The 19,763-nt window shown below is 41.4% G+C and carries 19 protein-coding genes; 9 read left to right on the top strand and 10 right to left on the bottom strand.

Annotated elements, in window-relative coordinates; translation table 11 throughout:
• Positions 1-175 precede the first annotated feature (175 nt).
• Positions 176-2,899, top strand: a complete 2,724-nt coding sequence (gene secA, locus GBI66_RS03115; RefSeq protein ID WP_151715123.1) for a preprotein translocase subunit SecA — start codon at positions 176-178, stop codon at positions 2,897-2,899.
• 147 nt (positions 2,900-3,046) lie between these two features.
• Positions 3,047-3,451: a hypothetical protein gene (locus GBI66_RS03110; RefSeq protein WP_005192975.1), complete on the top strand. Its 405-nt coding sequence runs from the start codon at positions 3,047-3,049 to the stop codon at positions 3,449-3,451.
• A gap of 62 nt (positions 3,452-3,513) precedes the next feature.
• Here GBI66_RS03110 and lpxO read toward each other — a convergent pair whose 3' ends face one another.
• From lpxO to GBI66_RS03095, 3 genes are all read right to left on the bottom strand, one after another.
• On the bottom strand, positions 3,514-4,419 hold the full coding sequence (gene lpxO / locus GBI66_RS03105) for a lipid A hydroxylase LpxO (RefSeq protein ID WP_005208773.1): 906 nt from the start codon (positions 4,417-4,419) through the stop codon (positions 3,514-3,516).
• 163 nt (positions 4,420-4,582) lie between these two features.
• Positions 4,583-5,893 carry an MFS transporter gene (locus GBI66_RS03100; RefSeq protein ID WP_005208771.1) on the bottom strand — a complete coding sequence of 437 codons (1,311 nt, stop codon included), beginning with the start codon at positions 5,891-5,893 and terminating at the stop codon, positions 4,583-4,585.
• Positions 5,894-5,997: 104 nt separating this feature from the next.
• Positions 5,998-6,639, bottom strand: coding sequence for a hemolysin III family protein (locus GBI66_RS03095; RefSeq protein ID WP_151715122.1), 642 nt, complete (start codon positions 6,637-6,639; stop codon positions 5,998-6,000).
• A gap of 101 nt (positions 6,640-6,740) precedes the next feature.
• On the opposite strand from GBI66_RS03095, the gene GBI66_RS03090 reads away from it, so the two are divergent.
• Positions 6,741-7,958 (top strand): SAM-dependent methyltransferase, encoded by a 1,218-nt coding sequence (locus GBI66_RS03090; protein WP_151715121.1) that lies wholly within the window; start codon positions 6,741-6,743, stop codon positions 7,956-7,958.
• A gap of 17 nt (positions 7,959-7,975) precedes the next feature.
• Entirely contained in the window at positions 7,976-8,398 is a 423-nt protein-coding gene (locus tag GBI66_RS03085; RefSeq protein WP_151715120.1) for a GNAT family N-acetyltransferase, read from the top strand.
• Between the two features lie 38 nt (positions 8,399-8,436).
• On the opposite strand, the gene GBI66_RS03080 is transcribed toward GBI66_RS03085, so the two are convergent.
• The 5 genes from GBI66_RS03080 to GBI66_RS03060 form a co-directional block, all read right to left on the bottom strand.
• Positions 8,437-8,673: a hypothetical protein gene (locus GBI66_RS03080; protein WP_005206134.1), complete on the bottom strand. Its 237-nt coding sequence runs from the start codon at positions 8,671-8,673 to the stop codon at positions 8,437-8,439.
• 193 nt (positions 8,674-8,866) lie between these two features.
• Complete coding sequence (locus GBI66_RS03075) at positions 8,867-9,721, bottom strand: patatin family protein (RefSeq protein WP_151715119.1); 855 nt, start codon at positions 9,719-9,721, stop codon at positions 8,867-8,869.
• 66 nt (positions 9,722-9,787) lie between these two features.
• On the bottom strand, positions 9,788-10,012 hold the full coding sequence (locus GBI66_RS03070) for a hypothetical protein (protein WP_151715118.1): 225 nt from the start codon (positions 10,010-10,012) through the stop codon (positions 9,788-9,790).
• Positions 10,013-10,176: 164 nt separating this feature from the next.
• Positions 10,177-12,312, bottom strand: a complete 2,136-nt coding sequence (locus GBI66_RS03065) for a 3-hydroxyacyl-CoA dehydrogenase NAD-binding domain-containing protein (RefSeq protein ID WP_151715117.1) — start codon at positions 12,310-12,312, stop codon at positions 10,177-10,179.
• Positions 12,313-12,595: 283 nt separating this feature from the next.
• The gene (locus tag GBI66_RS03060) at positions 12,596-13,801 is read right to left on the bottom strand and encodes an acetyl-CoA C-acetyltransferase (RefSeq protein WP_151715116.1); all 1,206 of its coding nucleotides are present in this window, start codon (positions 13,799-13,801) and stop codon (positions 12,596-12,598) included.
• A gap of 226 nt (positions 13,802-14,027) precedes the next feature.
• Between GBI66_RS03060 and GBI66_RS03055 the strand changes: the two genes are divergently transcribed.
• The 4 genes from GBI66_RS03055 to GBI66_RS03040 all read left to right on the top strand — a co-directional run bounded on the left by GBI66_RS03055 (position 14,028) and on the right by GBI66_RS03040 (position 16,772).
• A complete protein-coding gene (locus tag GBI66_RS03055; protein WP_151715115.1) occupies positions 14,028-15,125 on the top strand; it encodes an agmatine deiminase family protein in 1,098 nt (365 codons plus the stop codon).
• Between the two features lie 83 nt (positions 15,126-15,208).
• A complete protein-coding gene (locus tag GBI66_RS03050; RefSeq protein ID WP_151715114.1) occupies positions 15,209-15,745 on the top strand; it encodes an AAA family ATPase in 537 nt (178 codons plus the stop codon).
• Between the two features lie 53 nt (positions 15,746-15,798).
• Positions 15,799-16,344, top strand: coding sequence for an AAA family ATPase (locus tag GBI66_RS03045; RefSeq protein WP_005192949.1), 546 nt, complete (start codon positions 15,799-15,801; stop codon positions 16,342-16,344).
• The gene (locus GBI66_RS03040) at positions 16,341-16,772 is read left to right on the top strand and encodes an NUDIX hydrolase (RefSeq protein WP_151715113.1); all 432 of its coding nucleotides are present in this window, start codon (positions 16,341-16,343) and stop codon (positions 16,770-16,772) included. Before GBI66_RS03045 ends, GBI66_RS03040 begins: the two co-directional genes overlap by 4 nt.
• Position 16,773: 1 nt before the next feature.
• Here the strand turns inward: GBI66_RS03040 and GBI66_RS03035 are convergent, their stop codons facing one another.
• Positions 16,774-17,259, bottom strand: a complete 486-nt coding sequence (locus GBI66_RS03035; RefSeq protein ID WP_151715112.1) for a GNAT family N-acetyltransferase — start codon at positions 17,257-17,259, stop codon at positions 16,774-16,776.
• A 94-nt stretch (positions 17,260-17,353) separates the two neighbouring features.
• Complete coding sequence (locus tag GBI66_RS03030; protein ID WP_004652394.1) at positions 17,354-18,367, bottom strand: AraC family transcriptional regulator; 1,014 nt, start codon at positions 18,365-18,367, stop codon at positions 17,354-17,356.
• A gap of 213 nt (positions 18,368-18,580) precedes the next feature.
• Here GBI66_RS03030 and GBI66_RS03025 point away from each other — a divergent pair, with 213 nt between their 5' ends.
• Positions 18,581-19,699 carry a CaiB/BaiF CoA-transferase family protein gene (locus GBI66_RS03025; RefSeq protein WP_151715111.1) on the top strand — a complete coding sequence of 373 codons (1,119 nt, stop codon included), beginning with the start codon at positions 18,581-18,583 and terminating at the stop codon, positions 19,697-19,699.
• Positions 19,700-19,763: the final 64 nt, after the last annotated feature.

Genomic DNA, 19,763 nt, shown 5'->3' with positions numbered 1-19,763 from the left:
CGCTCTTTGGTTGTGTAATGTCAGAATCGCCTCGCAGATTTTTTTACCTGTTTGGATGCAAAGCACTTGTAGTTCTTATTTCTGACTCCATAATAACAGCTAAGAAAAAATTAACCGACCTAGGGTTTGTTGAAATTGACAAACCTTATAACAAACAGGATTAGAGAGTTTATTCATGTTGGCAAGTCTGATCGGAGGTATCTTCGGTACAAAAAATGAGCGCGAGCTCAAACGCATGCGTAAAATTGTTGAACAAATCAATGCGCTTGAACCGACGATATCTGCTCTTAACGATGCAGACCTCTCTGCAAAAACTCCAGAATTCAAACAACGTTTTAATAATGGTGAAAGTTTAGATAAATTATTACCAGAAGCTTTTGCGGTTTGTCGTGAAGCTGCAAAACGTGTCATGGGCATGCGTCACTATGATGTGCAGCTCATCGGTGGTATTACCTTGCACGAAGGTAAAATTGCTGAGATGCGTACAGGTGAAGGTAAAACCTTGATGGGTACTTTGGCTTGTTACCTCAATGCATTAAGCGGACAAGGCGTTCACGTGATTACCGTGAATGATTACTTGGCGCAACGTGATGCTGAGTTAAACCGTCCATTATTTGAGTTCTTAGGCTTGAGTATTGGTGTGATTTACTCCATGCAAATGCCTGATGAAAAAGCACAAGCTTATACCGCAGATATTACTTACGGTACCAACAACGAGTTCGGTTTCGACTATCTACGTGACAACATGGTTTTTTCTCTACAAGAGAAAAAACAGCGTGGTTTAAGCTACGCCATCATCGATGAAGTTGACTCAATTTTAATTGATGAGGCGCGTACGCCATTGATCATTTCTGGTCAAAGTGAAGATTCATCTCATCTTTATCAGCTCATTAATAATATTCCTCCAACATTGCGCCCTCAAAAAGAAGAGAAAGTGGCTGATGGCGGACATTTCTGGGTGGATGAGAAACAACGTTCAGTGGAAATGACTGAAGTTGGTTATGAAACAGTTGAGCAAAAACTGATTGAAATGGGCTTGTTAGCTGAAGGTGAAAGCCTGTATTCAGCAACCAATTTGAATTTGGTTCACCATGTGACTGCAGCGATTCGTGCACATTATCTCTATCAAAAGAACGTGCACTATATCATTGGTGTGAATCCACAGACTCAAAAAGAAGAAGTCATTATTGTGGATGAAAGCACGGGTCGTACCATGCCTGGTCGTCGCTGGTCAGAAGGCTTGCACCAAGCGGTTGAAGCCAAAGAAAGCATGGAAATTCAACCTGAAAACCAAACGCTTGCAACTACAACTTTCCAAAACTATTTCCGTCTATATAAAAAGCTTTCAGGTATGACAGGTACTGCCGATACTGAAGCTTCGGAAATGAAAGAAATCTATGGTTTAGATGTTGTGATTATTCCGACACATCGTCCAATGGTACGTGTCGATCATAATGACTTAATTTATTTAAACCGTAATGGTAAATACACTGCGATTATTGAAGAAATTACCAATATTCGTCAGCAGGGTGTTGCACCGATTTTGATTGGTACGGCAACTATTGAAGCAAGTGAAATCCTTTCTTCTAAGTTATTACAAGCAGGTATCCATCACGAAGTCTTGAATGCGAAGCAGCATGAGCGTGAGGCAGATATTATTGCGCAAGCGGGTAGTCCGAATGCAGTAACGATCGCAACCAACATGGCTGGTCGTGGTACGGATATTTTGCTCGGTGGTAACTGGAAAGCGAAACTTGCCAAAATCGAGAATTCAACGCCTGAAGATGAAGCACGCTTACAAGCACAATGGGAAAAAGATCACGAAGACGTTTTAAGTTCAGGTGGTTTACATATCATTGGTTCTGAGCGTCATGAATCACGTCGTATTGATAACCAGTTGCGTGGTCGTGCCGGTCGTCAAGGTGACCCAGGTGTATCTCGCTTCTATCTATCACTTGAAGATGACTTGATGCGTATCTTCGCAGGTGACCGCGTGGTTGCCATGATGCGTGCAATGGGCTTGCAGGAAAGTGAAGCGATTGAACATAAAATGGTAAGCCGTTCAATCGAAAATGCACAACGTAAAGTTGAAGCACGTAACTTTGATATTCGTAAGAACTTATTGAAGTATGATGATGTAAACAACGAACAACGTAAGATTATTTACTCACAACGTGATGATGTTTTGGCTGAAAGCTCGCTACAAGACTACATCGAAGAAATGCATCATGAAGTGATCAAAGGTTTAATTGCTAACTTTATTCCACCAGAATCAATCCATGATCAATGGGATATTGAAGGTTTGGAAAATGCCTTGCATGCGGATTTAGGCATTGAATTACCAGTGCAGCAATGGTTAGACCAAGATCGTCGTTTAGATGAAGAAGGTCTAGTGGCACGTATTTCTGATGAAGTGATTGCGCGTTATCGTCAACGTCGTGAACAAATGGGTGATGAATCAGCAGCAATGCTAGAGCGTCACTTTATGTTGAACTCGCTTGATCGTCACTGGAAAGATCATTTGGCTGCAATGGATTATCTACGCCAAGGCATTCACTTACGTGGCTACGCACAGAAAAACCCTGAGCAAGAATACAAAAAAGAAGCATTCAACTTATTTGTAAATATGTTGGGTGTGATCAAGTCTGATGTCGTGACGGACCTTTCTCGTGTGCATGTACCGACAGCAGAAGAATTAGCAGAACTTGAAGCACAGCAACAACGTCAGGCTGAATCAATGCGTCTTTCTTTCGAGCATGATGATGTCGATGGTCTCACTGGTGAAGTCACAGCTTCTGAAGAAGTTGTTGACCATACATTCCCAGTACCAGAAAGTCGTAATGCACCTTGCCCATGTGGTTCAGGTTTAAAGTACAAACAATGTCACGGTAAAATCTAAGCTTCGACTTAGATTAAGCTGAAATAAAAAAGCAGAGCATTGGTCTCTGCTTTTTTTACGAGAATTTACTTGAGTCCAAGCACGCTTTGTAGTTTCATTATTGGACTTATAGATCTTGATTGAGTTCGCATTAAAAGCGGGAAGACAATGAAAAAACCATTACAACTTTTAATTTTGGCAAGTGCGGCGGTATCTGGTTTTGCATTTGCAAATGATGCGCCACAAACCACGACTGTGGATAAAGTGTTGGCAGCAAAAGGTACAAATACAGCAGAAGCGCAAATAAAACGTGAAGTGACTACAGTGATTAGCCCGCGTACTGGCATTCGCTATACGCTAGGTGATACCGGTAATCGCCCAATTGTATTGCAAACTGCAGCAATTGCACCTGCAAACTCTGCCAATATCAATCGTATTGTGGCATCTAACCCTGCATTATCAGCACAAAGCCAAGAAAAAGCTAAGATTGCTTTAATCGGTGAAACGGCTGTTCAAGCGGCTAATGCTGCAGCTGCACAAACTGCAAGCACACAGACAGCAAAAGCAAATTAATTACAATTTGTTTAAAATAAAAAAGAGATGCAATTGCATCTCTTTTTTATGGAAGAATATTTTTATAAAAAACTTGGTAATAAAATTAAGCCAATCAAAATAGCAAATAGCACCCACTTAGACACATAGTAGAGCGGGCGATTACGCTCTTTTAAGCCACGGCCATAATGGTGGACCGCATAACCATATTTGAAAATACGGTTAATAAAACCAGTTTTGTCTTGATCATCATTTGGTGAGCTGGCTGCAGACATCACATTACGACCAAACCAATAATTCAGCTTTTGTGCCCAGCCCCATTTCATTGGACGTTCGATATCACAGAATAAGATGATACGGGTTTCATCAGTTTTGTTTTCAGCCCAATGCACAAAAGTTTCATCAAAAACGGTTGCTTCACCATCTCGCCAGCTATAACGCTCTTGATCGACTTCAATAAAGCAATCATCGCTATTTGGTGTGACCAGACCCAAGTGATAACGTACAGAACCTGCATAAGGATCACGGTGTTTACCCAAATAACTACCCGATGGTAGTTCGGTAAACATAGCGGCTTTCACCGAAGGAATGCTTTCCAGCAGAGCCACTGTTTTTGGGCAGAGTTGCTGTGCTGAAGGATGGCTGTCTTGGTACCATTTTAGATAGAAACGTTTCCAACCACGTTTAAAGAAGGTGTTAAAGCCTGCATCATTATTTTTTTCAGACGCTTTAATTTGGTTTTGCAGTTGAATTGCTTCTTCTCGAATCACTTGCCAATTATCTTGCAATGGTTTCAGTTCTGGAAACTGTGCCACGTCAAAGAAGGGTTGGTTCGGCAATTTAGAAAAACCAGTCATGAACATGTTCACTGGCGCTAAAAATGTCGAATGGTCAAATAATTGTCGAGATGCTTTTAATCTTTCTTTACCCCGGAAATAGGTATATAAAAAGCTGATTAAAAATACGGCAACGATAATCACTGCGTACATAACACAATCGTCTAAAAAAAATGAAGGCGGTTATTTTAGCATAAAAAATATTTGGAAGAATGCTGTTATAAAAGCAACTTTATAAGATAAAAACTATGCAATTGAATGGTATTTCAGATGATCTGAGTTGATGTTTTACACAGATCATCTGAAAAAAAGATGATTAGATCTGGTTGTTTACATCATCATTTTTAGTTTCGCGCATCAGTAAGAATGCGATTAAAGAGAGGATAGAAGCTAGGCTGAGATATAAACCGACTGCACCCAGACCATAGCTTTCTGCCAGTTTTGTTGCGATATATGGTGCGAAAGAAGCCCCAAAAATACCCGCCAAGTTAAAGGTTAAAGCTGAGCCTGTATAGCGAACGGAAGTCGGGAAAATTTCAGACAGGACTGTGCCAATTGGTCCATAGGTTAAGCCCATAATTGAAAGACCGATACATAAGAACAAGAACACCAAAATCGGGCTACCTGAACCTAATAGCGGTGCGAAACACAATCCGAATAGGGCTGAAAGAATACACACTGCAATCGATGTATTTTTACGACCAAATTTCTCTGCAAAAATTGCAGATAGGGGAATAAAGGCAGCAAAACAGAGGGTTGCAAACAGTTGTAACACCAAGAAGTCACCACGTGCATAGCCGAGCTTTGTGGTTCCCCAGTTCAAGGCAAATACGGTAGTGAGATAGAACACGACAAAGGTACAGATGGCTGCAATTGTCCCGAGCACCAACATTGGAAAATGTTTGGTCATGACTTCTTTGAAAGGGACATTTACTTCTTTCTGCTTATTCAATACCTTTTGGAAGGCAGGTGTTTCATGCAACTTCAAACGGATATATAAGCCGACTAAAACCAATACTGCACTGGCGATAAATGGAATACGCCAGCCCCAAGTCATAAACGCCTGTTCAGACATAAAAGCATTGAGTAATAAAAATGAACCTGTTGCAAGGATAAAACCGATCGGGGCACCGAGTTGTGGGAACATCCCATACCAAGCGCGTTTGCCTTCTGGAGCATTCTCCGTGGCAAGCAGTACCGCACCACTCCATTCACCACCTAAGCCCAAACCTTGGCCTAAACGACACAAGGCAAGCAACAGTGGTGCAGCGAGACCAATTTGTGCATAGGTTGGTAACAGACCAATACAGACGGTTGAAATCCCCATGGTCAGCAAGGCTGCAACCAATGTCGCTTTTCGTCCGATCCGATCACCGAGATGTCCGAAAATCGCAGCACCAATAGGACGTGCAATAAAGGCAATCGCAAAGGTTGCCAGAGATTTGAGCACCGCAGCGCCATCGCTACTTTCTGGGAAAAACAAATGTGGAAAAATGAGTACTGCTGCGGTGGCATAGATATAAAAGTCAAAAAACTCAATCGTCGTACCGACAAGGCTGGCAAATAATACCCGTACTTTTGAATTGCTGGCCACTTCTGGGGTGGCAGTCGTAGTGCTTGACGACATACAAGACCTTCATGTTATTCATTCAAGAAACAGAATAGAGGTTGTCTTGAAAATTCCTTTTGAATGTGCAGTTTTACTTCGAAAACTTAATGCTATATATGGACTTATAATACATAACAGTAGATTGCCAAAAAGTGTAATCCTGCGCCTAATAGCACAAAAACATGCCAAATTGCGTGGGTATATCTTACCTTTTTTAAGGCATAAAACAATGTGCCGATGGTATAAGCCAAACCACCTGCAATCAGCAGTTGCACAGCATCTTTGGAAAGATAGCGCTGCATATCATCCATAACCAAAACGGCTAACCATCCCATAACTAAATAAGCAGCTAAAGAAATTTTCTGGAAACGATGAATAAAGACCAGTTTGAACAGTGTACCGATCAGGGCAATGGCCCATAATGCAATCAGCAAATAATGTGCTTTGGCGGTTGGAATCGCGATACTCAAAAATGGGGTATAGGTGCCTGCAATGAGATAATAGATCGCAGTATGATCCAGTTTTTTATACCAATAACGCTTACGTTCATCCAGCGCAAAGTGATAAAGCATGGAACTTGCAAGCAAGAGAACAAGGCTAAAACCATAGACCCATAAGCTGATCCACTGTCCCAATGGTAAATACTGGCCCTTAATAATCATAAAGATTGAGGCAATTAAAGCCAGTGCAGCACCAATACCATGGCTATAGGCATTAATCAGTTCTTCTTTCGGGTCATAGTCCAGCAGTGTTTTTGTGTTCATCAAGCTTTCAGGTTGCATAAAAATACAACTGTATCGTAATGCAATTTCCCTTTTAAAGTAAGACGCTTTAAAATTTAGTTTCTATTTGTCAGGTTTTCATTATGTTTGCGCCGCAATTTTCTTTTGAACAAGAACAGCAGTTTTTCTTGGATATCCAGCAATCTATTGAAAATAAAAGCTTTGATCGCCTCATCTTGAGTCAATATAAAGGTGAAATAGCGCAACTAGAAAAGATAAGCTTGCGTGTGATTGAGCTGCAAGGACAAGTAATGTTGTCTTGCTTATATCACCATACTACGCAAGATGTGACCAAAAACTATACGATAGATGAAGGTTTAGAGAAAATTGCTGAATTATTGAATCAGTGTAAACAGGCCAACTTATTTAGCTTGGAGCAAGATATTCAGCTTAAGAAAAACAAAAAGAAAGCCATGCTGAATCGTCAGAAGAAGCAAGACTCTGCCGACAAAGTAGGACAACAGCAGCATGATCGTGAAAAGCAGCGTTATGTGCAACAGCAAAGTCCATTTTTAAAACATCTCGGGATTACCGATGAAAAAGGGCAAATTGTCCCAAGCATGGCACGCAAGTGGAAACAGATTAATAAATTTATTGAAATCTTTTCGCATGCGTATGAACAGGTTGACGCTTCACAGCAAGAATTGAATATTGTTGATTTTGGCTCAGGCAAAGGTTATTTAACTTTTGCTTTATATGACTATTTGCAGGCGCAGCAGAAAACACCGTTAATTACGGGCGTTGAACTACGTTCAAACTTGGTTGAGTTTTGTCAGAATGTTGCTGATCAGACGGGTTTTAGTCATCTTGATTTCTTTGAAGGGGATGTTCGTAGTTATCAACCAGAAAAGTTAGATGTGATGATTGCATTGCATGCCTGTGATATCGCCACTGACTTTGCTATTCATACTGGGATTCGTCTCAATGCATCCATGATTATGTGTGCGCCTTGTTGCCATAAAGAACTTCGTCCACAGCTGCAAAGTCCTGAGGTGTTACAACCGATGTTGCAATTTGGTATTCATGCGGGGCAACAGGCAGAAATGTTAACGGATACATTACGTGCATTACTGCTTAAAGCTTATGGTTATGAAACCAAAGTTTTTGAGTTTGTGTCTTTGGAGCATACCAGTAAGAATAAAATGATTCTTGCGACCAAGCGCAAAGATATTCAACAACCTGATGCCAAAATCATTCAACAGATTCAAGCTTTAAAAGCCATGTATGGCATTGAAAAACAGAGTCTGGAATTATTATTGCAAGATCAGATGCCAGTCGAGAATATTGGCTGTAAGTGTTAATTAAAACAGAGAAAACGATGTACCAAGTCAAACAGGGAAATTGGGATCAATTACAGCAAGATGCGAAATTGATCCGAACATTGGTTTTTATTCTGGAACAAGGTATTGCTGAAGCGGATGAGTGGGATGAGCAAGATGCGATCTCACAACACTTTGTTATCTATGATCAGGATCAGCCGATTGCGACAGCACGATTATTACAAAATAATAGTGTGGGGCGCGTTGCTGTGCTTAAGGCCTATCGGGGGCAAGGTCTTGGTCAAATGATCATGCTGGATATTATTGCCTTTGCAAAGCAGCAGGAACGTGCATTCCTGCATTTGTCTTCACAAGTCCATGCGATGTCATTTTATCAGCAGCTTGGTTTTGTGGTGCAAGGGGATGAATATGATGAATGTGGCATCCCTCATATTGAAATGCGGATGCCACTTCTACAGTAAATTCAGAATGAAGTGAATGAGCTTGAATTGGACTGAGTTTATGGCTGTTGCTGAGTTTGGGCAGCCACTTCAGAACTCGCTGAAGAGCTATTTTGAGCATGTTCCTGTTGTTGCGCTTTACGTTGTGCGCCTGGCATATAATCAGGTTCTTGGGTCATGGCCAAATAGAAAAAGCTTAAAAAGATCGTGCTGAGCACACCGACAATAATGACAAATTTCCATCCCAATACGGTTTCTTCATTTGAATCTTTTTTTGGGGATGGTTGATTATTCATAATAAATTCCAAAAATAACAAAACATAAAACTAGATTTTGCGCCTTTTGAGGCTGATTTGCCAAGTGGAAATTTTGAATAAAAAATTGGCTCACACTTTGGATAGGGACGCGTAGACCAAAGATGCTGCCATCGTTGAACTAAGAAAAAACGCTTCGCCATCCAAAGGAAAATTGGATTTGTTTGTATAAAAATTAAAGCTTGTTCCAGTCTTCGATTGCCTTTAACCCTGTTTCTATTCCTACATCATAACTATAACGGATCTTGGCTTTATTCTTTGAAAGTCGACCTGCCATATTTTTAAAATCAGGTGGGCAAACTTCCAAGATTTTCTGTTCAGAGGGTGTGCGAGTAAATTCGACGGCATCGTTATAACGTTGAGTCCTCGTTAATAAACTTTGCGCAAAACCACGCTGCTGTTTAAACAGGTATTTCGCAAGGAACTGATCACCTTTACTGCTGGCTTTATAATAATTTTGAGGACGTGTTCTGAGCACCATTAATTTAGATACATCATGCTGTTGCGCTGCCCAATGGATGGGAAGGGCATCTGCAACACCACCGTCAAAATAAGGTTCACCAAAGACTTCAACCGCTTGACGAGTTAAGACAGGAATTGAACTGGATGCTCTCAGACCTTCTAAGATATTGTCTTTGGACGCTTTGATATAAGTGGCTTCACCTGAAATGGCATGGGTCAATACCATATAAAATTCAGGATGATTGGCAAATAGATGGGCTTGATTGAGTGGATGCTCTTTTTCTACCACATCCCACATCCATTTTAAGTCCAGTAAGTCACCACCCTTGAAAAAGCGACGATATTGGATAAATTCGGTACGTAGAGAATGATCTAAATAGATTTGTAAGGTGCGACCTTGTTGGGCAGCGAGGTAGTTGGCGACATTGGTTGAACCAGAAGAAACACCGACACAAAGATCAAAGGGATTAAATTGTTGCTGTAAAAATGCATCTAAGACACCGCTGGTGAATGCACCGCGCATTCCACCGCCTTCAACGACCAGTGCCTGACGATTTTGTTGAAGCATTGAAAATCTCGAATATCATGATAAACCCATGTTTTACACGGATTTATCATATTCGACAATAACACTTTAGTGATTGTGTTGATGTGTTTCCGTTGTCCCTGTTTCTGTTATCACTGATGATTGTGACATTTCAACTGGGGTAGCCGCTTTCTTTTGATTCATTGGCATATAATCTGGTTCATTATTAATAGCCAAGTAGAAAATCACCATAAACAGTACACTGAGAATTGTGGTGATAATTAATGCTTTCCAACCCCAAGGCGAAGTTTCTGGGCAGAGTTTTTCAGACATAAGAAATTTCCAAATGATGCAAAAAAATAAATCAGAATTGAGCAAGTTATAGCATAAATTGTGATGTATTACTCAGATGTTTTGCTGCGATTTTGTCGAGCATATAAAAAAGCCCGTACAGACAAGGAGTTCCGTACGGGCCAATTGGCTTGGCTAGATTGAGATTATTGAATCACAGTGTTTTGCTGCGCTTTTTCTTTCAATAATTTTGGTGGTGTAAAACGCTCACCATATTGTGCCGCCAGTTGCTCGGCACGCTGCAAGGATTTTTGAATGCCATTTTGATTCAAGAATTGAATGGCACCACCTGTCCAAGGGGCAAAGCCAATCCCGAATATCGAACCGACATTGGCATCAATCACAGACTCTAAAACACCTTCTTCATAGCAGCGTAAAGTATCCAGTGCTTGTACAAATAGGAAACGGTCAATCATGTCTTGTTCAGAAATATTGTTCTCTTTCTGCCAACGACTGAGTCCATCCCATAAATGTTTTTTACCATTTTCAGGATAGTCATAGAAACCAGCACCCGCAGCCTTGCCTTTACGGTTTAGCTCATGAATCATGGTGTGTACCACGTCATCCACTGGGGTTTTTGGCAAATCTTTACCTTCTGCTTGCAATGCTTTGCGGGTTTCACCAGCCACATGCTCAGTCAAAGTTAAAGAGACTTCATCCTGAATAGCGAGTGGGCCAACCGGCATACCTGCTTTGAGAGCGGCCATTTCAATCTTCGCTGGATGCACACCTTCTGCAAGTAGACGCATGCCTTCTTGAATGAATGTACCAAACACGCGGCTGGTGAAGAAGCCACGGCTGTCATTCACGACAATAGGTGTTTTGGCAATTTGCTGAACAAAGTCGTAAGCCTTCGCCAATGTATCAGCAGAGGTCTGTTTACCTTTGATAATTTCAACCAATTGCATTTTATCGACTGGACTAAAGAAATGTAGTCCAATGAACTTTTGAGCATCTTTACTCGCCGTCGCCAAACCAGTGATAGGTAGGGTAGAGGTGTTCGATGCAAAGATTCCACCTTCAGCCAAATATTGTTCAGCTTCTTGAGTCACTTTGGCTTTCAGTTCTTGGTTCTCAAATACTGCTTCGATGATCAGGTCACAGCCTTGCAAGTCCGCCGCATTTGCCGTTGCAGTAATCAGTGCTAAAACTTGGTCACGCTTTTCTGCGGTCATACGACCTTGTGAAACACGTTTATCCAGTAGTTTTTGCGAATATGCTTTGCCTTTTTCTGCATTTTCAACAGAGACATCTTTCAAAACTACAGGAATGCCTTTGATTGCAGTTGAATAGGCAATGCCTGCACCCATCATACCTGCACCTAACACGCCCACTTTAGTCGCTTGCCATTTTGCAACATCCGCAGGGCGACTTGCGCCAGACTTGATTGCATTTAGACCATGCCAAAAAGTACCGATCATATTTTTAGAAATTTGACCGACTGTGAGTTGAGTAAAGTACCGTGATTCGATACGTAAAGCAGTATCAACATCAACCTGCGCACCTTCTACTGCTGCCGCCATGATCGCTTCAGGCGCAGGGTAACAGCCTTTGGTTTTATCACGTAGCATCGCAGGGGCAATCGCAAGCACTTGTGCCACAGCAGGCGTTTTCGGATCGCCTCCTGGGATTTTGTAGCCTTTGATATCGAATGGCTGTTGCGACTTCGGATTGGCTTTGACCCAAGCAATGGCTTTGTCTAACAGCTCTTGTTCGTTCTCAGCAGTGTCATGTACCAAACCGAGCGACTTCGCTTTATCCACGCCAAACTGCTTACCTTCCATTAGGAATGGAAATGCATTTTGTAAGCCAAGTAAACGTACCATACGCACGATACCACCACCGCCTGGCAGCAAGCCTAAGGTCACTTCAGGCAAACCAAATTTGGTTTTTGGATCATTGATGGCAATACGGTAATGGCAGCCTAAAGCAATTTCCCAGCCACCACCAAGCGCCGTACCATTTAAGGCAGCCACAACGGGCACACCTAAAGTTTCAATCGCACGTAAGTCCCCCTTGAGTTCTTCAATCATTTTGAAGAACTCAGTGGCATGTTCAGGTTGAACTTGAATCAACTCATCTAGATCACCGCCAGCAAAGAAAGTTTTCTTGGCAGAACGGAAAATAATGCCTTTTAGATCCGTTTCTGCTTTGAGCTTTTGGCTGACTTCATTGAGTGAATCACGGAATTCTGCATTCATGGTATTGGCAGATTGATCCGATGAATCAAGGGTAAGAATTACAATATTGTCAGCGTTTTTTTCGTATTTAATAGCGCTCATATATCATCGTCCAATATTTTATAAGCTTTGTTTCAAGTCACCCGTTTATCTGTATTTATGAAAATACGCATAGCAGGGTCTTGTTTAGCTCTCATCTAATTTCAGGATAAACCTTCGGTTCGACCTACTTTTGTTTCGGCAAAAGTAGGCAAAACCATTGTCATTCGCAAAACCTGTTCAATTTCTTCATTTATAAAATTGATCGTAGAAACAATAAATTGCATATACTATGCAGGTTGCGAATGACCTTTCCGAGTATCATATTTCTGGGAGCGTTGGGTGTTTATACAACTTCAATAATGGTGGCAATCCCCATTCCACCACCAACACATAATGTGGCTAGGCCACGTTTTTTACCTTGACGCTCTAATTCATCCAGCAAAGTACCCAAAATCATGGCACCCGTTGCACCCAATGGATGACCCATCGCAATTGCACCGCCGTTAACATTGACTTTCTCAGCTGGAACGTTGAGTTCATTGATAAAACGCATCACCACGGCCGCAAACGCTTCATTGACTTCAAATAGATCAATATCATCAATCGTTAGGCCAGCTTTGGCTAAGGCTTTACGTGCAGCAGGCGCAGGACCCGTGAGCATGATGGTCGGGTCTGTACCCACCAATGCCGTTGCAAGTACTTTGGCACGTGGTTTTAAGCCTTGTTCTTTGACGGCTTTTTCAGAAGCCAATAACACCACTGCAGCACCATCAACGATGCCTGATGAGTTACCCGCATGATGAACATGGTTAATTTTTTGTGCTTCTGGGTATTTCTGTAAGGCAACGGCATCAAAGCCCATTTGTCCCATCATTTCAAAGCTGGCATTCAGTTTTGCCAAACCTTCAACGGTGGTAGCACCTCGAATAAATTCATCTTTTTCTAAGATCAGTACACCCGAATGATCTTTAACAGGCACCACGGATTTATCGAAATAACCTTTGGCTTGTGCTGCCGCTGCTTTTTGTTGTGAGCCGACTGCAAAAGCATCGACATCTTCGCGGCTATAGCCGTCTAAGGTTGCAATTAAGTCCGCGCCAACGCCTTGTGGCACAAAAGAAGATTTTAAGTTGGTTTCAGGATCAAGTGCCCAAGGGCCGCCATCAGAGCCCATCGGGATGCGTGACATGGACTCCACACCGCCTGCGACAACGATATCTTCCCAACCAGAGCGGACTTTTTGTGCTGCCAAATTGACTGCTTCCAAGCCAGATGCACAGAAACGGTTGATTTGCACACCAGCAACATCATCATTCCAACCTGCTGCAATGGCAGCAGTTTTAGCAATATCACCACCTTGGTCAGCAATCGGTGTGACACAACCTAAGACGATGTCATCGACTTTTGATGTATCAAGTTGATGGCGTTGTTGTAATTCATTCAATAATGATGTGAGTAAAGTAATCGGTTTGACTTCATGAAGTGAGCCGTCTTTTTTCCCTTTTCCGCGTGGTGTGCGAATGGCATCAATAATGTAGGCCTCGCTCATAGGTTTTCCTTGTATCACCTTAAAATTGTTGTTTATCGAGTGTACTCAATTTAAGTGTCAGTGCAATGATGATAAACATTGGCAAGTTTGATGCTTTTCGCCAATTTGATAGATTGCATGAGTGATCAAGCCAAGCGTTAATTTTGGTATTCTTTGACTTGTCTTGCGAGATCTTCGATTAGACTAGCATTTGGAAATGATTGATAGAAAAGATGGGCGAAAGCACATGATAAAATTAAAGCGTCACTATGCTGTTATGGCATTGATCTTGTCACTTTTTGGATGTGATTCATCTGGACGGAATATTGAAAATAACAAAGCAATCGAGGATAAAAACAAGGTGAGCCAAACCTATTCAAATCAAGTCGCTGACGACAGAATGTTATTGGTGTTGTCTGCGCCTTCTGTACATGATCCTTATTACAAATCCGCTTTTCAACGAATTGTAGATTTTCAGATTGATTATGCAAAATCGATTTTGGGCAATGATAATGTCGTGATTTTGGTGGATGAGGATACCAAGCCTTATTTCACGGGAAAAGTGCCTGAAGATATTTTACTGGTAGATGATGTCCGTGATATCTGGATGCGCGACTTTACTACGGTTAATCCAATGCAGCCTGTGCAATTTACCTATACTTGGGCCTCGATGACCAAGAAACAAAGTAAAGATGTGCAAAAAAGCTTTAATCAATTTGCTGACCGTTATCAAATTCAAAGAGCCAAAACTGATTTGATGATTGATGGGGGGAACCTCGTTGATGACTATGCGGGTCGTGTCATTACCACAACACGTTTTATGGAAGATAATGAGCTTAGCTATAACGAGGCCAAACAAGAGTTAAAAACAACATTGGGTGCAACTGAAGTTGCCATTTTAGAGCCAGATGAAGAAGTGCTAGCACATTCAGATGGTATGGTCAGTTGGGTGGATAAAAATACATTGCTTGTGAATGACTATTCAAAAACACCATCATTTAGAACAACCGTAATGAAGGAGTTAAAGGCTTCATTTCCAACTGCAAAAATTGTGGAAGTGCCTGTTGAATATAAAACCAATCCCAAAGGTCAATGGGAAGGTTTTGAGTCTGCATGTGGTGTGAATTTGAATGCCACGGTCACACAGAACAATATTTATGTGCCAACTTTTAATATGCCGCATGATCAAAAAGCACTCACGATCATTAAGCAGAATACCAGCAAGAAAGTCATTCCCGTAAATGCTGAAAGTGTTTGTCCAATGGGTGGCAGCGTGCGTTGTCTCACTTGGCAGGTGACAGGGGACAATGCTGCGAAACTGATTCAAGCGGCAAGAGACAAGTGATTGATTTATAACTTGCATCGACTGGTTCACAAGCCGATGCAAGTTGTTTAAACTCACCTGCCTTTTGATTGTGCTAATAACAAATGAAGTTTATTAATATTATTGGTACCACAGGTTCGGGTAAATCGACACTTGCCCGACAGTTGGCACAAAAACAACAATTACAATATATCGAACTTGATAATTTACTATGGCTGGATGATTGGCAAGAATCGACAAATGAAGCCTTGTTTTCGAAGCTAAAAATCGCCATGAAAAATGCTACAGCAGGGTGGGTCATTGATGGTCTTTATACCCGTACTACTCCAATGATGATGGAGAAAGTAGATACCGTCATCTGGTTAGATTATGCCTTTTACATCAATTTATATCGTTTGACCAAGCGTACATTCGGGCGTGTGATCAGTCGGAAAAAGTTATGGGAAGATTCAAATAATCGGGAAAGTTTAAAATTGATGCTGTCCAAAGAATCTATTTTTATCTGGTTAATTAAATCCTATCCTAAAAATCGTAATAAATATTTCGATTTGATGCAGAATCCTGACTATCAGCATATTCGGTTTATTCGTTTAACAACCCCAGCGCAAACCAGACGTTTTATAAAGCATCTGAACATATAAAGACTCATCATCAATGTGAGTAAAGTAATAGCTCAAAAATAAGGTGTTGTGAGATGAAATTTATCAATGTCGTAGGCACATCTGCTGCTGGAAAAACTACTTTTGCTCGTCAACTTGCTCAAAAGCTAGCTGTGACTCATATTGAAATGGATGATTTATTTTGGCTAGATGATTGGCAAGAAACACCTGATCACGAATTTTTCCCCAAATTGCAAAGTCAAATGGATCGAGCGACGGGTGGATGGGTACTTGATGGTAATTATTCTCGAACGCAAGATTTGAAGCTGAGATATGTTGATACCATTATTTGGTTGGACTATTCATTTTCTTTAAATCTGTATCGATCAGTCAAACGAGCAATTGCTCGGGCAGTGACGCAAAAAAGATTGTGGCCAAACTCGAATAATCGAGAAAGTTTTAAGATCAGTTTTATGTCTAAGGATTCAATTATTTTATGGATGATCAGTCATCATGCTAAAAATAGAAAAAAGTATTTGGCGATGATGAATGGTACTCGATATCAACATATCCAATTTATTCGTCTGACTTCCCCAAAACAAGCAGAAAAGTTTTTAGAACAGATTAAGGCCGTGCAATGACGTCTATTCGAGCAAAAGCGTTATGCCTATTTCGTCATAATGAAAAGGTGTTACTTGTAAAAGCGTATGATTCCAACAAGAATGAATATTTTTTCAGACCGATCGGTGGTGGTATCGAGTTCGGGGAAACATCTATTCAGGCAATTGAAAGAGAGGTCTTGGAAGAAATTCAGCAGCAGCTGACACAACCTAAACTAGTCTGCGTCATGGAAAATCTATTTAGCTTTGATGGGCAGCAAGGTCATGAAATTGTGTTTGTATATGATGCTGAATTTTTAGGCTCGCATATGTATCAGCGACACGAGATACAGGGTTGCGAAACTAATGGACATAGCTATATCGCACAGTGGCTAAGTCGAGAACAAATCGCACTGACTCAATATCCTGTTTATCCAAAAGGCATTGAGCAATGGCTATTCAATGCGTAGATCATCTCAAGCTTGAGTTTATGGACTCATTCGACAAATCTAAATGAAAGAATTGGTTATAGGGTGATTCGGTATATTCTGCGAAAGCTGCACCTTCAACAAAGCCAAACTTCTTATAAAGTTTGATTGCTGCATCAAAGTGACTATCTTTTCCTGTTTCTAAACTGACTTTTTGATAGTGACGTTGCTGGGCAAGTTCTAGCAAATATTCCAGTAGTTGTGCTGCGACCCCTTGACGTAAATGGGCAGGGTGAGTCCGCATAGATTTGATTTCTGCATGGTCGGGTGTCAGTTCTTGGATTGCGCCACAGCCCAGTAATTGCCCATCTTTCCATAAGGTATAGACGCTAATGGAATCTTTTTGCAGACTGCTGAGGTCTAATGCAAAACTATGTTCAAGTGGGGTATTTTGATGTAGACCATGCAAATGGATATAAATCAAATTTTGAACTTGTGGGTGAGAAAAGTCAGCTTTTTTAATAATCATTGTTATTCAAGCACATTGTAGAGGTCTGCTTGATTATTAGCATATTTAAAATGCAGTGTTCAACTGTATATGGTTGAACACTGCATTGTCGTTATTAGTTATGATGGCCGTGCAACTGACGATATAAACCAGGTGTTACACCTGTCCATTTCTTAAATGCACGGTGGAAAGTACTGGTTTCACTAAAGCCGACTTGCTGTGCTACATCTTCAAGGGTGAGATTTGGCGTCAACAATAAATGAATCGCAGCATCACGACGCAAGGCATCTTTGACCCCTTGATAGCTTTTTCCTTCCGCAGCCAAACGACGACGTAAAGTTTGTGGTGATAAATACAACATTGCCGCGACATCATTGAGTGTTGGCATTTCTTCGCCAATCTGACTCTTTAATACATCACGAATACGTGAAGTCAACGAGTTGGTATTTTTGAATTTCACTAACAGTTGGGCAGGTGCTGCTTTTAAGAACTCTTCTAAAGTCTTTTCATCTTGACGGATTGGGAGATCCAGATAATCTGCAGCAAAGGTGATTTCGGTACGTGGTGCATCGAATTGCATCACTGGGGCGAAGAACAATGCATCGTATTCATCAGCATGATTAGGACGTTCATAACCAAAATGCACACGCTCTAAAGGTAGGCGACGTTCAATTAACCATGATGCTAGACCGTGCCAGATCATCAGCATGCTTTCAGTAATGAAATGATCAGGATCTAAAGCTTTAGGAATGTGTGGGACTAAACGTGCTTCATGTTTGTCACGTTCTAAGCTTACCGACCATTCATCTCCAAACAGTTTGTAGAATTGAGAGGAGAGTTCCAGTGCTTGTCCAAGTGTTTTGGAGTGGATGATCAATTGGCACATGATTGCAAATGTACCCAAGCGACGTGGCTGTACATCGAAACCAACGTGTTCGTCTTGGGTAACCATCCATAACATTTTTACAAAACGGGTGTACTGCTCAGGAGAGATTCGAGCCTTCGGTTGGCGGAGTAATTCAGCCTCTATGCCGACATGTGAAAGTAACGTTTCAACGTCCATGCCTAGGCGTTTAACACCTGTTAAAGCCGCATTCACGAAGTGGATGCTGATCGTATCACGGCTCATATTGAATCCTTCAGTTTCTTTACTATTCACGATAATTGACCTAAATAACCGTCTAAAATATCAAATTGGGCAATTGACAAGAAAAATAATTGCGCCTTGTATACATGTTAAATTGCCGAAACTATCAAGGTAAATGGCTGAACATGACATTGTTTTTGTGTTTATCCACACCTAGTATAAAAGAAAATTTGAACAAATTGAGTAAAAATTATTATGCCATCTGCACTAAAGGGATTGAAAGTCCTCGATTTTTCGACTTTATTACCAGGGCCATTTGCCAGTATGTACCTTGCCGACATGGGTGCAGAAGTTATCCATGTGGAATCACCGACTCGTCCAGACCTTGTACGGATTATGCCACCCTATGCCAATGGTCAGGCCACTGCGCACAGTTATCTGAATCGGAATAAGCAGTCGATTGCCCTTGATCTCAAAGATGCAGCCAATATTGAACTGATCAAAAATAAAATCTCTGAGTTCGATATTGTGCTTGAACAGTTTCGTCCAGATGTGATGCGCCGTTTGGGCTTGGACTATGAGACTTTAGCCGAGATTAATCCACGACTTATCTATTGTTCGATTACAGGTTATGGTCAAACAGGGGCTTATAAAGATCGGGCAGGACACGACATTAACTATTTAGCATTGGCAGGCGTGTCTGGGCATAGTGGTCGTCAAGAGGGTGGACCGCCACCCTTGGGCATTCAAATTGCCGATGTGGCAGGTGGTTCCTTGCATGCAGTGATTGGTATTCTTGCGGCTGTGGTCGAGCGTCAACGCAGTGGTCTGGGGCAATATCTTGATATTTCGATGACTGATTGTGTGGCGAGTCTGAATAGTATGGCCGCTTCTGCAAGTCTAGCAGGGCAAACGCCACAAGCGCCAGAGGCGGGAATGCTGAATGGTGCAAGCTTCTATGATTATTATCAAACCAAAGATGGTCGCTATTTTTCAGTGGGAAGTTTAGAGCCACAATTTATGACAGGCTTGGCTACAGCACTAGAATTACCTGTACTGCTTGCAAAAGGAACATCGTTTGACCCTGAAGATCGTCAAGCGGTAAAGCAAGCTTTGCAGGAAAAGTTTAAAACACAAAACTTTGCTGAATGGCAACAGCTGTTCCAACGCTTGGATATTTGTGTAGAACCAGTTCTCAGTCTGGATGAAGCTTTGGTCTCGCCAATGGCTCAACAAAGAGGGTGGGTGGTTGATGTGCCAGTATCTGAAAATGCATCACAAACTGAGCCCCAATTGGCCTGTCCGATCAAGTTTTCCCGTTCGCAAATGAAGTATGCCTTTATTGGTCAGGGTTTAGGTGAGGGTAAATGGTAGAAAATATGTGCGACTTATCACTGATTGTTAAAATATTGTACAGATTGTTAACATTTTGAATAAG

Source organism: Acinetobacter sp. TUM15071 (assembly GCF_008980925.1).
Lineage (GTDB): Bacteria > Pseudomonadota > Gammaproteobacteria > Pseudomonadales > Moraxellaceae > Acinetobacter > Acinetobacter dispersus.
Note: the sequence above shows the minus strand (reverse complement) of the source record. Positions and strands in the feature narration are given on the sequence as shown.

Coding starts and splice junctions, on each gene's coding strand:
- secA (WP_151715123.1), top strand. CDS start 176: ATGTTGGCAAGTCTGATCGGAGGTATCTTCGGTACAAAAAATGAGCGC.
- GBI66_RS03110 (WP_005192975.1), top strand. CDS start 3,047: ATGAAAAAACCATTACAACTTTTAATTTTGGCAAGTGCGGCGGTATCT.
- lpxO (WP_005208773.1), bottom strand. CDS start 4,419: ATGTACGCAGTGATTATCGTTGCCGTATTTTTAATCAGCTTTTTATAT.
- GBI66_RS03100 (WP_005208771.1), bottom strand. CDS start 5,893: ATGTCGTCAAGCACTACGACTGCCACCCCAGAAGTGGCCAGCAATTCA.
- GBI66_RS03095 (WP_151715122.1), bottom strand. CDS start 6,639: ATGAACACAAAAACACTGCTGGACTATGACCCGAAAGAAGAACTGATT.
- GBI66_RS03090 (WP_151715121.1), top strand. CDS start 6,741: ATGTTTGCGCCGCAATTTTCTTTTGAACAAGAACAGCAGTTTTTCTTG.
- GBI66_RS03085 (WP_151715120.1), top strand. CDS start 7,976: ATGTACCAAGTCAAACAGGGAAATTGGGATCAATTACAGCAAGATGCG.
- GBI66_RS03080 (WP_005206134.1), bottom strand. CDS start 8,673: ATGAATAATCAACCATCCCCAAAAAAAGATTCAAATGAAGAAACCGTA.
- GBI66_RS03075 (WP_151715119.1), bottom strand. CDS start 9,721: ATGCTTCAACAAAATCGTCAGGCACTGGTCGTTGAAGGCGGTGGAATG.
- GBI66_RS03070 (WP_151715118.1), bottom strand. CDS start 10,012: ATGTCTGAAAAACTCTGCCCAGAAACTTCGCCTTGGGGTTGGAAAGCA.
- GBI66_RS03065 (WP_151715117.1), bottom strand. CDS start 12,312: ATGAGCGCTATTAAATACGAAAAAAACGCTGACAATATTGTAATTCTT.
- GBI66_RS03060 (WP_151715116.1), bottom strand. CDS start 13,801: ATGAGCGAGGCCTACATTATTGATGCCATTCGCACACCACGCGGAAAA.
- GBI66_RS03055 (WP_151715115.1), top strand. CDS start 14,028: ATGATAAAATTAAAGCGTCACTATGCTGTTATGGCATTGATCTTGTCA.
- GBI66_RS03050 (WP_151715114.1), top strand. CDS start 15,209: ATGAAGTTTATTAATATTATTGGTACCACAGGTTCGGGTAAATCGACA.
- GBI66_RS03045 (WP_005192949.1), top strand. CDS start 15,799: ATGAAATTTATCAATGTCGTAGGCACATCTGCTGCTGGAAAAACTACT.
- GBI66_RS03040 (WP_151715113.1), top strand. CDS start 16,341: ATGACGTCTATTCGAGCAAAAGCGTTATGCCTATTTCGTCATAATGAA.
- GBI66_RS03035 (WP_151715112.1), bottom strand. CDS start 17,259: ATGATTATTAAAAAAGCTGACTTTTCTCACCCACAAGTTCAAAATTTG.
- GBI66_RS03030 (WP_004652394.1), bottom strand. CDS start 18,367: ATGAGCCGTGATACGATCAGCATCCACTTCGTGAATGCGGCTTTAACA.
- GBI66_RS03025 (WP_151715111.1), top strand. CDS start 18,581: ATGCCATCTGCACTAAAGGGATTGAAAGTCCTCGATTTTTCGACTTTA.